At 72.4% G+C, this 12,639-nt stretch carries 10 protein-coding genes; 1 reads left to right on the top strand and 9 read right to left on the bottom strand.

Going from position 1 to position 12,639, the window contains the following annotated elements; translation table 11 throughout:
- Positions 1 to 43: 43 nt before the first annotated feature.
- From AB0I66_RS04775 to AB0I66_RS04785, 3 genes are all read right to left on the bottom strand, one after another.
- Complete coding sequence (locus AB0I66_RS04775; RefSeq protein ID WP_363206234.1) at positions 44 to 2,386, bottom strand: glycoside hydrolase family 95 protein; 2,343 nt, start codon at positions 2,384 to 2,386, stop codon at positions 44 to 46.
- 136 nt (positions 2,387 to 2,522) lie between these two features.
- On the bottom strand, positions 2,523 to 3,023 hold the full coding sequence (locus AB0I66_RS04780; protein WP_363206235.1) for a hypothetical protein: 501 nt from the start codon (positions 3,021 to 3,023) through the stop codon (positions 2,523 to 2,525).
- Between the two features lie 96 nt (positions 3,024 to 3,119).
- Positions 3,120 to 6,011, bottom strand: coding sequence for an AAA family ATPase (locus tag AB0I66_RS04785; protein ID WP_363206236.1), 2,892 nt, complete (start codon positions 6,009 to 6,011; stop codon positions 3,120 to 3,122).
- A gap of 158 nt (positions 6,012 to 6,169) precedes the next feature.
- On the opposite strand from AB0I66_RS04785, the gene AB0I66_RS04790 reads away from it, so the two are divergent.
- A complete protein-coding gene (locus tag AB0I66_RS04790; protein ID WP_363206237.1) occupies positions 6,170 to 6,901 on the top strand; it encodes a leucine-rich repeat domain-containing protein in 732 nt (243 codons plus the stop codon).
- Positions 6,902 to 6,950: 49 nt separating this feature from the next.
- Here AB0I66_RS04790 and AB0I66_RS04795 read toward each other — a convergent pair whose 3' ends face one another.
- From AB0I66_RS04795 to AB0I66_RS04820, 6 genes are all read right to left on the bottom strand, one after another.
- Entirely contained in the window at positions 6,951 to 7,865 is a 915-nt protein-coding gene (locus tag AB0I66_RS04795) for a universal stress protein (RefSeq protein ID WP_363206238.1), read from the bottom strand.
- 168 nt (positions 7,866 to 8,033) lie between these two features.
- Positions 8,034 to 8,297, bottom strand: coding sequence for a DUF397 domain-containing protein (locus AB0I66_RS04800; protein ID WP_336605706.1), 264 nt, complete (start codon positions 8,295 to 8,297; stop codon positions 8,034 to 8,036).
- A 107-nt stretch (positions 8,298 to 8,404) separates the two neighbouring features.
- Positions 8,405 to 9,589, bottom strand: coding sequence for a thiolase domain-containing protein (locus AB0I66_RS04805; RefSeq protein WP_363206239.1), 1,185 nt, complete (start codon positions 9,587 to 9,589; stop codon positions 8,405 to 8,407).
- Entirely contained in the window at positions 9,586 to 10,665 is a 1,080-nt protein-coding gene (locus tag AB0I66_RS04810) for a thiolase domain-containing protein (RefSeq protein WP_363206240.1), read from the bottom strand. The genes AB0I66_RS04805 and AB0I66_RS04810 overlap by 4 nt, the downstream gene beginning before the upstream one ends.
- Positions 10,666 to 11,625: an OB-fold domain-containing protein gene (locus AB0I66_RS04815; protein WP_363206241.1), complete on the bottom strand. Its 960-nt coding sequence runs from the start codon at positions 11,623 to 11,625 to the stop codon at positions 10,666 to 10,668. It lies immediately after the preceding gene.
- Positions 11,626 to 11,732: 107 nt separating this feature from the next.
- On the bottom strand, positions 11,733 to 12,533 hold the full coding sequence (locus AB0I66_RS04820; RefSeq protein WP_363206242.1) for a crotonase/enoyl-CoA hydratase family protein: 801 nt from the start codon (positions 12,531 to 12,533) through the stop codon (positions 11,733 to 11,735).
- Between the last annotated feature and the right edge of the window lie 106 nt (positions 12,534 to 12,639).

Genomic DNA, 12,639 nt, shown 5'->3' on the forward strand with positions numbered 1-12,639 from the left:
GCGTGGGGGCGGGCCCGGCCCTGACGTCTGGGCGGAGGGGTGCTCAGTCGAAGACGTAGCGCTGTCCGGCCCGCGCCTTGAAGGTCTGCTCGCCGCCCGTCAACAGGTCGCTGCGCACGGTGAGTTCGCGGGTGCGGGTGGCGGTGAGGACGATGCGGGTGGCCCGGCCGACCGACCACGCGACGTCGAGGCGCGCCCCGCCGCGTGCCCGCAGCCCGCGCACCGATCCCTCGGGCCAGCTCGCGGGCAGCGCGGGCAGCACCTCGATGACGTCGAACTGGCTCTGCAGGAGCATCTCCACGATGCCCGAGGTCGCCCCGAAGTTGCCGTCGATCTGGAACGGCGGATGGGTGTCCCAGAGGTTCGGCAGCGTCGAGGACTTCAGCTGTTCGGCGAGCATCTTGTGCGCGTGGTCGCCGTCGCGGAGCCGCGCCCAGAAGTTGACCTTCCACGCCTTGGACCAGCCGGTGCCGCCGTCGCCGCGCGCGGTCAAGGAGACCTTGGCGGCGTCGGCCCACTTGCTGCCCGGCTGGATCTGGCGGCCGGGGTGCAGGGCGTAGAGGTGGGAGACGTGCCGGTGGTCGTCGGTCCTGTCGTCCAGGTCGGCCTTCCACTCCTGGAGCTGGCCCCAGGAGCCGACGCGCAGGCCGGGGTCGAGCTTGCCCAGGGTCTTCTCCAGCTCGGCGCGGAAGGCGGCCGAGTCGCCGAGCACCCGGGCCGCTTCCAGGGTGTTGGTGAGCAGGTCGTGCACGATCTGCTGCGCCATGGAGTCACCCGCGGTGAAGTCGCCGTGCTCCGGCGAGTAGCTCGGGGTGACGACGAGGGTGCCGTCGCGCGGATCGACGCGCAGGTTGTCGAGCCAGAACTCGGCGGCCTCCTTCATCACCGGGTAGGCAGTGGTGCGCAGGTACGCGGTGGAGCCGCCGAAGCGGTAGTGCTCGTAGAGCTGCGCGGTGAGCCAGGCGGCGGCCTCGGGGAACCAGAAGGCGGTCGACCAGTCGTGGACGCCGGTGAAGCCGTAGGGGTTGGTCTCGTTGTGCACCACCCAGCCCCGTGAACCGAACATCTCCTTGGCCGTGCGCCGCCCCGGCACGCGCAGCGCCTCGACGAAGCGGTCGTAGGGGGCAGTGGTCTCGGGGAGGTTGGCGGCCTCGGCGAGCCAGTAGTTCATCTGGAGGTTGATGTTGGTGTGGTAGTCGGCTGACCAGGGCGGGGTGGTGCTGTTGTTCCACACGCCCTGGAGGTTGGCGGGCAGCGAGCCCGGCCGCGAGGAGGCGATGAGGAGGTAGCGGCCGTACTGGAAGAAGAGGGCTTCGAGGGCTCGGTCGGCAGCGCTCGCACCTCCCCCGTACCCCTTGAGCAGCTGGTCGGTCGGGACATCGGCGGGAGCGGCCTGGCCGATGTCGAGGGTCACGCGGTCGAACAGGTCGCGGTGGTCGCGCAGATGGCGGGCGCGCAGCGCGCCGTGGCCGCGGGCGACGGCCTTGTCGACGGTGCCGGTGACGCGGGCGTGCGGGTCGTCGCCGCGGTAGTCGGGGTAGGTGTCGGCGTAGTCCGTTCCGGCGGCGAGCGCGAACCAGACGTGGTCGGCGCCGGTCACGGTGATGCTGCCGTCCGCGTTCGCCGTGCGCGTGCCGCCCCGGTGCACGACGCGCAGCTGCGCCTCGAACTTCAGGCCGTTGTCGGCGAGTTCGCCGCGTACGGCGATCCGGTCGCCGTCCGCCTTCGCGGTGCAGTCGGCGCGGGGCGAGGTGTGGCGCAGGGTGCAGGTGACGCTCGCGGGGCGGTCCGCGCTGAGGCGCCCGACGAGCACGCCGTCGGGGTACGAGGCGAAGAACTCCCGCTCGTGGCGCACCTTTTGGTGGGTGTACGTGACGGTCGCCAGGCCGGTGGCGAGGTCGAGGGTGCGGCGGTACGTGGCGTCGGGCTCGGCCGGTGCGCCGGGCACGTCGAGGTGCAGGTCGCCGAAGGTCTGGTGGGCGCCGTAGCCGCGGCGGGACTGACCGAGGTCGGCGGCGACCGCGTCGGGGGCGAGCCTGCCCTTCTCGTCCAGTTCCTTCTGCACCGCGGCGAGGGCGCCGGGCCTGGCCTCGCGCCAGTTTCCGTGGTCGTAGCCCTCGCGGGAGCCGGGGCCGCCGGTCCACAGGGTCTTCTCGTTGAACTGGAGCCGCTCGGAGGCGAGGGTGCCGAAGATCATGGCACCGAGTGCGCCGTTGCCGATGGGGAGGGCCTCGCGTTCCCAGTCGGCGGCGGGCGTCGCATACCAGAGCAACGATTCATCGGAGGTATCGCGCCCATCGCGGTCGCTGTCAGCTGCGGTCGCGGTACCGGAGAGCACGCCTCCACCCGATGCCAGTACGGCTGCTCCGCCTACGGCGGACTTCATCGTGGTTCTTCGCGAGATCCCGGGAGTCATGACCGGTCACGTTAAAAGTCCGATGACTGGCCTGGCAAGGCACATGACAAAACCCACCCCTCCGGCGAGAGGGGTGGGCGAATGGCCTGCGGGGGTGCCGGGCGCGTCAGCCCTGCTGGAAGAGCTCCGCGGGCAGCGGCTTCAGGAGGGCGTACAGATCGTCGGTGATCGGCCGGTCCCAGGCGGCGATGGTCACCAGGACGCCGTCGCTGCGGTCGAACTGCACGCAGGAGACACGGCTTTCCGAGAGCTTGAGCCGACGCACGATGAGGAGGTTGTCGCCCTGCATCACCGGCATGTCCTCGGTGGTGACGACGGTGACCTCCTCGTCGTTCTCCAGCGCGAGGAGCAGCTGGGCCACCTCGAAGGGCACCTCGTCGTCGGCCGTGTCACGCGCCGGGGAGCCCTCGGGCAGATTGCCGATGATCATCGCGGGGCCGCGCCCGCCGAAGAGGTCGTAGCGCAGGAAGACGCCCTGGCAGCTGCCGTCGGGGGCGGGCAGCAGGCCCGCGCCGAGATTGCCGGGCCAGTCACCCGGGTCCATGGCGAGGACATCGAAGTCCGGCCCGGCGGGAGTGGCGGAGCTGCGGCGGCGGAGGAAGGACATGCGCCAATGGTACGTGGCCCGCGGTGGTTCCCGGCGCGGGGGCGGCGCCGCTCCGTGCGAGGCGCGGCGGTGGGCGGGACGGTGTTCAGCACGAGGTCAGCGGGGGTCGTGGGGCGCGAGTGCGGCGGCGAGACCGGAGCGGTCCGTTCCCACTTTCCGGTAGACGGCGGACAGCAGCCGCACGACCGCCGGCTCGTCGGTGTGCAGCTCATCGGCGACCCGGGCGGTGCACTCGCCGCGGGCGGTGAGCATCGCGGCGGTCCGCTCGCGCGCGGTGAGCGTGTCGGTCTCGGTGCTGTGCAGCAGGCGTGGGCGCAGGCCCGCCGCGGCCAGCTCGTCGCGGGCCTGCTCGACCAGGCCGTCGGCGCCGCACTGGACGGCCGCCTCCAACCCCCGGTAGAGGGGGTCGGCGGCGTCCTTGGGGCGTCCGGCGCGTCGCAGTTCGGCGCCGAGGCACACCAGCGCACAGGCGAGTTCGTATGCCGCCGGCGACCGCTCCAGGTGGCTCACGGACTCCTCCAGGAGCTTGATGCGCGCGGAGCCCGACGCCACCTCGGCCGTGATCCGCAGCGCCTGCCCGACCGCCGACGCGGTGGCGAACCTGCGGGCACGCCGCACCGCCTCGTACGCGGTGTCGAGGGCCCGCTCGGGGGCGTCCGCGGCCTCGGCGAGCGCGAGGTGCAGCTGCCAGGGACACCAGGCGGGGTTGCGCATGCCGCGCGGGTCGAGGCGGCGCCCCGCCGCGCCGAGTTCGGCGGCCGCGTCCTTGGTGAGACCGCGGGCGAGCAGCAGTTCACCGTGCACGGCCTGCGCGTCGGGGAAGACGACGGCCGCGGGGAACGGCGCCCCGAAGCCGTACTCCTCCGCGGTGCGGGTGGCCTCGCCGACGCGGCCACGGGCCAGCAGGATCTCGACGAGGATGCCGACGGCGTACCAGTGGGCGGGGGTTCCCGGCCCGACCCGTTCGGCGATCCGCAGCCCCGCGCGCACGAAGTCCTCGGCCTCGGCGAGGCGCCCGCGGCGGAAACGCACGTACCCGAGCAGCGTGTACGCGAACGACAGATGGGCGCCGCGCCAGCCCTGCCGCTCGAAGTCGGCGATCCCGGCGGCGAACAGTTCCTCGGCCCGGCCGGGGCGGTCGGCGTACAGGAAGGTGAGCGCGACCAGGACGGGGACCTCGAAGCCCCGGCCCTCCTCGGCCCAGCCGAGCCCGCCGACCAGGGCGCGCTCGGCGTTGCGCACGGCCGTCCCGGCGGGTTCCGCGCGCAGCATCGCGTCCCAGGCGCGCAGCCCGATGATGTACCGCTCGGTGAGGTCGTGCCCCGGCAGCCGGTCGGCGAGCCGGGCGAGGCGCCGTGAACGGGCGGGCGAGTCCGGCTCGTCGGCCCGGAAGGCGTCCCACATGAACTGCTCGGCCTGCATCCGGATCCGCACCCGTGGCTCGGTGGTCAGCCGGATCTCCCGGGCGAGGGTGTCGGAGGCCTCGCCGAGGCGGTCGGAGTGGGCGAGGACCTGGGAGAGGCGGTAGACGATGCCGTGGCGCAGGGCCGGATCGGTGATGGGCTCCTCCAGCGCGGCGCGCAGGTGGTTGACGGTGGTCGCCGGTTCGGTCAGGAGGGACGCGCAGCCGAGTTCGTACAGGACGGCGGCGCGGTCCTCCCAGGGCGGGGGTTCCCGCAGGGCGCGGGCCAGATAGCGCCGTGCGGCGTCGGGGGCGCCCGCGCGGACGGTCTCGCGGGCGGCGGCGCGCAGTTGCTGCACGACCCAGGTGTCGCCGTCGGGGTGGACCTCCAGGAGATGGCGTGCGGCGGCGGACGCCCCGAGTCCCGCGTTGACCACCGTCCAGGCTGCCTGCCCGTGCAGGGCGACGCGCACGCCGCAGGGGATGGCGCGGTAGACGGCGGTGGCGATCAGCGGGTGCACGAATTCCAGGGTGCGGGCGCCGGTCAGGACCCGGGCGCGGCGCAGCCGGTCCGCGCAGTCGGCGGCCTCGCGCTCGCCGATGCCCGCGACGGTCGCGGCCAGTGCCGGGGAGATCGAGGTGCCCAGGACGGCGCAGGCCCAGGCGAACCGGACGGTGGAGGTGCCAAGGCGCTCAAGGCGGGCGACGAGGCCGCTGCCCTTGACGGCCGCGGCGAGATCACGCAGCAGATGCGCGCCGGCCTCGTCCGGGGTGAGACCGCGGTCGCGCACCTTCGCGGTCAGTTCCACGGCCTCGAACGGATTGCCCGCGGTCACCGCCCAGCACTCGCGGCAGAACGCGTCGTCGGCGCGGGCGCCGAGCGAGTCGCGTACGAGGCGGGCGACGGCGGTGGCGCTGAGCGGTTCGAGTCCGATGGGCCGCTGCCCGGCACGTCCGGGCAGACCTCTGAACTCCTCGGCGTGCGCGGGCAGTTCCTCGGGTCGGTAGGCGACGATCAGCAGCAACGGCAGGGCTTCCGCGCGCGGAGCGAAGGCGGAGAGCCAGCTCAGCGACTCGGCGTCGGCCCAGTGCGCGTCGTCGATCACGACGACCAGCGGGGCGCGCTGCACGGCGAGATGGGTGAGCACCCAGTCGAGACCGTCCCGCAGCCCCTGCGGGTCGGGCGGCGCGTCGTCCGGCGGCGCGCACAGCCCCAGGGCGGGGCCGACGATGGCGTACCAGCTGCCGAGCACGTCCCGCAGTTCCGCGTCCGGGACGGAGGCGAGCAGCGGCTGGACCAGTTGCCGCACCACGTGGAAGGCGACCCGCTGCTCCTGGTCACCGCCGCGGGCCGACGCCACGGTGCAGCCCTTGGCGACGGCGCGGCGCCGCGCCTCGGCGAGCAGGGAGGTCTTGCCGAGGCCCGCTCGCCCGGCGAAGGCGATGAGGGCGCCGCGGGGCCTGTCCGGCGGCTCGGAGCCGTCCCGCGAAAGGCCGCACAGCTCGCTCAACGCCTCGTCGACCGCTTGGAGTTCGCTTTCACGCTCGAAGAGGATCCGCTTGCCGTGGGTGACGTGCTGCACCATGGGACACCCCTCGCCACGGTGGTGCGCCGGGCGCTTCTCGCGGCGCGGGCCCTGGACTTCAGGCACTTCAGGTTACGCCCGTGGGGCCCGCCGGGAGCCGATTCGGCCACAGCGGTGCCACGTGCCATGGTCAGCCACTGCGGACGAAAGGAATTCATGTGACGGTCGACTCCGAGAACGTACTCAACTACTGGCACGGCGGCCTGAGCGACGTCCCCGCCGAGGTGTGGCACCACACGTCCCTGGAGGTGCTGCTCCTGCCCGACAACGCGCTGACGCGGCTCCCCGCCCGGATCGGCACCCTGACCTCACTGCACACACTGGACCTGGGCCATAACCTCCTCACCGAACTCCCGCCGGAGCTGGGCGGTCTGACCGCCCTGAGCCGCTTCCTCTACGTCCACGACAACCACCTCACGTCGCTGCCGGACACCCTGGGCAACCTGAAGCGGCTGACCTATCTCAACGTGGGCGAGAACCGGCTGACGGCGCTGCCGGACACCCTGGGCTCGCTCGCCTCCCTGGTGGAACTGCGCGCCCAGCACAACCGCCTCACCTCGGTCTCTTCGTCGCTGGGCGCCTTGAAGGCCCTGCGTGAGCTGTGGCTGCGCGGCAACCGCCTCACGTCGCTCCCCGACTCGCTGGGCGACTTGCGCGAGGTGCGTGAACTGGAGCTGCGGGAGAACGAGTTCGAGAGAGTCCCCGAGGCCGTGCGCGGCCTGCCCTTGTTGCGGCGGCTCGATCTGCGGTCCAACCGGCTGCGAGAGCTCCCGCCCTGGATCGGCGACCTGCCCGCGCTGGAGAAACTCGACCTGCGCTGGAACGAGGTCGCCGTGCCGGAGGAACTGCTGCGGAGGCTGGAGGAGCGGGGGTGCGTGGTGCTGCGGTGAGGCCCAGGGACCGGGCCGGAGGGTGCAGCCCGACCCGAAGAGACCGCCCCTACCGGGACTCCGGAGGCACCACGGCCACCGCGCCCTTCGCGTGCAGCAGCACCGCGTTGGTCACCGATCCCATCAGCCGCCCCAGCGACCTGCGGCTGTGGTGTCGTCCCACCACCACGAGCTCCGCCTCCCGCGAGGCGTCCACCAGGAGACCCGCCGCGTCCCCCGGCAGGACCTCCCTCTCGACGCGCACGTTCGGGTACCGCTCCTGGAAGGGCGCGAGCTGCTCGCCCGCCAGCTCCGTGTACTGCGCCGCGGTCGCCGCGTCCGCCTCCGCCGAGGTCACGAAGTCTCCGGTGGCGGTGTAGACGAGGACGGGCCCGGGATAGGCGCTCACGACCCGGAGCACCGCGCCGCGCAGCGCCGCCTCCGCGAAGGCGTAGCCGATCGTGTACGCGTGCGGGGAGAGCGCGTCCAGGCCGAGCACCACGCACGGCTCGGCCCCCGCCGTGAGTTCCTTGTCCGGCCGCACCACGACCACGGGACACGCCGCTTCGCGCGCGCACGCGATGCCGTTCGAGCCGAGCAGCAGGCTGGCGAAGCCGCCGCGCCCGCGCGACCCGAGGACAAGGAGCCGCGCCGCGTCGCCGAGCCGGGGGATGTCCCGCCCCGGGGTGCCCTCCATGACCTCGACGGTCAGCGGGGGCAGCTGCGCCCGCCCCTCCAGGGCCGCGCGCACCCGGTCGACGACCGGGTCGGCGTCCGGGCGGTGATCGATGGCCGGCATGTACGGACCGTCGGCGAGCGGCATCGCGTACTGCCGTACGTGCACGATCCGCAGCGGCGCGTCCCGCAGGCGCGCCGCGGTCAGGGCCCATTCCAGGGCGTGGTCGCTGCCGGCCGATCCGTCTACGGCCACGACGACAGGTCCGTCGACGGCCGCGACAGGGTCAACGGGGGCGTCGTCACTCATGGCTTCCTCGTCTCCGGCGCAAGGCCAAGGTCGACCGGCTCCGCTGCCGGCCCCCGCCCCGTGCGGGAGGCGGGCCGGCGGCGGATTCCGAGGTCACCAGGTCAGCACGGCACGAGCCGCGAGCGGTCGCGACAGCCGGAGACGAGGGGTCACAACGCCCCACACGGCCTACGTCAGGTCGAACTCCCCCGCACGCGCGCCGTGCACGAACGCTCCCCACTCCGCCGGGGTGAAGATGAGGGACGGGCTCTCGGGACGGCCTGCGTTGCGCATCGCGATGAAGCCCTCGACAAAGGCGATCTCCACATCACCCCGCCCCTCGCTGCTCGATTGCCAGTCCGCTGTGCTGAGGTCGAGCTCCGGCTTGTCCCAGCCCGCGAGCGGGCGCTGCTGACCTGCGAGCGGATGCTGCTGAATGGTGCCTTCGGCCACGTCCGTGCTCCTCCCGATGCGTCGTCCGCCCGCCAGCCTAGCTTTCGGTACCGGTGCCGGACAGGCCGCGGCAGGAGGACACCCGTCCGTCCGGCGCGGCACACCCGTCACGTCGTGGGCGGCTCCGCGCCGACGAGCCACATGGCGAAGAACTGCGAGCCGCCTCCGTAGGCGTGTCCGAGCGCCCTGCGGGCCCCGTCGATCTGATGCTCACCGGCCTGGCCGCGCACCTGAAGTGCCGCTTCGGCGAAGCGGATCATGCCCGAGGCACCGATGGGATTGGTGGAGAGGACGCCGCCCGACATGTTGACGGGCAGGTCGCCGTCCAGCTCCGTCACGCCCGCCTCGGTCAGTTTCCAGCCCTCGCCCTCCTCGGCGAAGCCCAGGTTCTCCAGCCACATCGGCTCGTACCAGGAGAACGGCACGTACATCTCGACGGCGTCGATGTCGCGCCGCGGGTCGCTGATGCCCGCCTGCCGGTAGACGTCGGCGGCGCAGTCCTTGCCCGCCTGCGGCGACACGAAGTCCTTGCCCGCGAAGAGGGTCGGCTCGCTGCGCATGGCGCCGCCGTGCATCCAGGCTGGTGGCCTCGGCGAACGGGCCGCGCCCGCGCGGTCGGTGAGGATCATGGCGCAGGCCCCGTCGGACGACGGGCAGGTCTCGGAGTAGCGGATCGGGTCCCAGAGCATCGGCGACGCCTGGACCTTCTCCAGGGTGATGTCCTGTTCGTGCAGGTGTGCGTAGGGGTTCTTCAGGGCGTTGCGGCGGTCCTTGTACGCGACGAGCGAGCCGACCGTGTCGGGGGCGGCGGTGCGCCGCATGTACGCGCGCACATGCGGGGCGAAGAAGCCGCCCGCGCCCGCGAGGAGCGGCTGCTGGAAGGGGATGGGGAGGGAGAGCCCCCACATCGCGTTGGATTCCGACTGTTTTTCGAAGGCGAGGGTGAGCACGGTGCCGTGGACGCGGCCCGCGACCAGGTTCGAGGCGACCAGGGCCGTGGAGCCGCCGACGGAGCCCGCGGTGTGGACGCGCAGCATGGGTTTGCCCACCGCGCCGAGCGCGTCGGCGAGGTACAGCTCGGGCATCATGACGCCCTCGAAGAAGTCCGGCGCCTTGCCGATGACCACGGCGTCGATGTCGGCCCACGTCAACTCGGCGTCCGCTAGGGCCTGTTGGGCGGCCTCCCGGACGAGGCCCGCGATCGACACGTCCCGCCGGGCGGCGACGTGCTTGGTCTGGCCGATCCCGACGACGGCCACGGGCTCCTTGCCCGTCCCACTCACCCCGCTCATGACGACTCTCCTTCGAGGACGGCGACCAGGTTCTGCTGCAGGCACGGGCCGGATGTGGCATGCGCGAGGGCCCGGTCCGACTCGCCCCGGTGGATGCGGGCGGCAGCCTCACCGAGCCGGATCAATCCGGCGGCCATGACGGGGTTCGCGGCGAGGGCGCCCCCGGACGGATTCACCGCGATGTCGTCGCCCAGTTTCAGCGCCTTGCGCAGGACGAGCTCCTGGGAGGTGAACGGCGCGTGCAACTCGGCAGTGTCCACGGGCCGTTCGAAGGCCCCGGCGCGTTCGGCGGCCAGGCGGCTGGACGGTGAGTCGCTGAGGTCGCGCACGCCCAGGCTGTGCGCTTCCATGCGGTGGTCGATGCCGCGTATCCACGCGGGCCGCTCGCACAGCTCACGGGCCCGGTCCCCCGCCGCGAGGATCACGGCGGCGGCCCCGTCCCCGATGGGCGGGCAGTCACCGGTACGCAGGGGACGTACGAGGTAGTCGCCCTGCGGCACCGCTCCGCGCAGCTGCGCGTGCGGGTTGTCGGTCGCGTCCCGGCGGCTGCGCGCCGCGACCCCGGCGAGCGCGGGCTCGTCGGCGTCCCCCGCGTCGATCAGGGCCTGCGCCTGGAGTGCGGCGAGCGCCACCGAGTCCGGCCAGAGGGGCGCCACGTAGTACGGGTCGAGCTGCCGGGTCAGCACGTCACGCACCGACCCGGGGGACGACTTGCCGTAGGAGTACACGAGCGCGGTGTCGGCGTCGCCGGTGAGCAGCTTGGTCCATGCCTCGTACAGAGCCCAGGCGCCGTCCATCTCGACGTGCGACTCGGAGATCGGCGGCCAGGCCCCCACCCCGTCCAGCGCCATCGTGAAGGAGAAGGCGCGTCCCGCGAGGTAGTCCGACGAGCCCGAGCAGGTGAAGCCGATGTCGCTGGTCTTCAGGCCGGTGGCGGCGAGGACCTGGTGCAGGACCGGCATGAGCATCTCCACCTCGGAGAGCTCGTCGGTGGAGCGCAGGTGGTCGGTCTGCCCGAAGGCCACGATGGCGATGTCCCGGACGGGCCGCATCACCGACGGCTTGGCGGACGGCATCTACACCAGCTCCTTGTACGTGTCGTAGTCGGCGTCCGGCTCGCCCGTGGGCCGGTAGTGATCGGGGAAGCGGGCGCCCTCGGCCCACACCGGCTCGACGCGAAGCCCCATCCGCACCTGGTCGTAGGGGATGCCCGCGATACGCGCGTGCAGGGCGAGATCGGCGCCGTCCAGGGCGATGTGCGCGTAGACGTAGGGCACTTCGATGTCGAGGTTCTTCGCCTTGATGTTGACGATGCAGTACGTGGTGACGGTGCCGCGTGGCCCGACCTCGACCCGCTCGGCCGTGGCGACGCCGCAGGTGGGGCAGGCACCGCGGGGCGGTACGTAGACCTTGCGGCAGGAGGGGCAGCGCTCGCCGACGGTCTTCCGCTCGGAGAGCGCCTTGATGTAGGCGGTCTGCGCGCGTCCCGGCGCGTAGGTGTAGTCGAGGCGCGCGGCGGCGACGATGCCGGTGACGGGGTCGGTGAACTCGCCGCTGTGCGGACCGACTTGGCCTTCATCGCCACCTTCATCCGCCTCGAAGCAGGCGATGTCGGTGATGGCGCCGACGCGTTCGCCGGCCCAGCGGATCCGGACGCGCATGCCGGTCCTGACGGCGTCGGGGCCCGGCGCGTCCAGGGCATGCAGCAGGGCGGTGTCTGCGCCGTCGAGTTTCACCAGGACCCAGGCGAAGGGGTGGTCCAGGGGCTGCCCCCGGCGGGGTTCGTGGTTCCAGGCCCAGGTGGTGACGGTGCCGGTGGCGGCGACCTCGACGAGATCGCGGATCTCGTCGGCGGTCACGGGGTCGTACTCGACGGGCGGAACGAGCGTGCGCCCGTCGGTGGTCTTCACCCCGAGCACGGTGCGCTCCCGCAGCCCGGTGAGAAAGGCGCTCTGCACGGGCCCGAGGGACCGCGTAAAGGGAAACTCGACGACAAGAGGCGCACGCAGCACTTCGGATGAGGAGGCGATTGACATGACCAAAGCTCCGTTTCCAGACGAGGGGACGGCGGCGCGGTGGCGCCCCGTCAGGGGCGCGGGGAACTGCGCGACCAGCCCCCACCGGCCCGCGGGCGAAACAAGACCTACGCCCGCCGAAACACCGGGTCACGTTTCTCGGCAAAGGCTCTGGAGCCCTCCTTCGCATCGGCGGTGTCAAAGATCGGCCACCCCCGCTTCAGCTCCGCCGCGAGGCCGTCCGCCTCGGACATCTCGGCGGCCTCGTACACGGACGCCTTGACCGCCTCGACGGCGAGCGGCCCGCACGCGTTGATCTGCTCGGCGATGGCGAGGGCCTTCTCCAGGGCGGTGCCGTCCGGGACGACCTGCCCGACGAGGCCGATCGACGCGGCCTCGGCCGCTGTGTAGGGCCGCCCGGTGAGCAGCATCTCCAGGGCGTGCGTACGGGGAATCTGGCGCGGGAGGCGGACGGTCGAGCCGCCGATGGGGAAAAGGCCGCGCTTGACCTCGAAGAGCCCGAACGTCGCGGACTCGCCCGCGACGCGGATGTCGGTGCCCTGGAGGATCTCCGTGCCGCCCGCGACGCAGTACCCCTCGACGGCGGCGATGATGGGTTTACGGGGGCGGTGGTGGCGCAGCATCGCCTTCCAGTGCAGGTCGGGATCGGCCTTCATGCGGTCCCGGTACTGCTCGCCGTCCATGCCCTTGCCGGCGAGTGCCTTGAGGTCCATGCCGGCGCAGAACGCGCCGCCCGCTCCGGTGAGCACGACGGAGCGGATCGCGTCGTCCTCGTCGGCGGCCACCCATCCGTCGTAGAGGCCCACCAGCATCGGCAGCGAGAGCGCGTTCTTCGCCTCCGGCCGGTTGAGCGTGAGTATCAGTGTGGCGCCTTCGCGCTGCACAGCGAGATGTTCCGTCCCACCCATGGCCGTGCTCCCTCTTCGCCTGCTGTCGGCTTCGGACCTGGAACAGGTTGCAGTAGGCGGGGAGCCAGTTCAATAGTTTTCTGACAGTCAGTCAGATTTCTTGAAC

This window comes from Streptomyces sp. NPDC050439 (genome assembly GCF_040655335.1).
GTDB lineage: Bacteria > Actinomycetota > Actinomycetes > Streptomycetales > Streptomycetaceae > Streptomyces.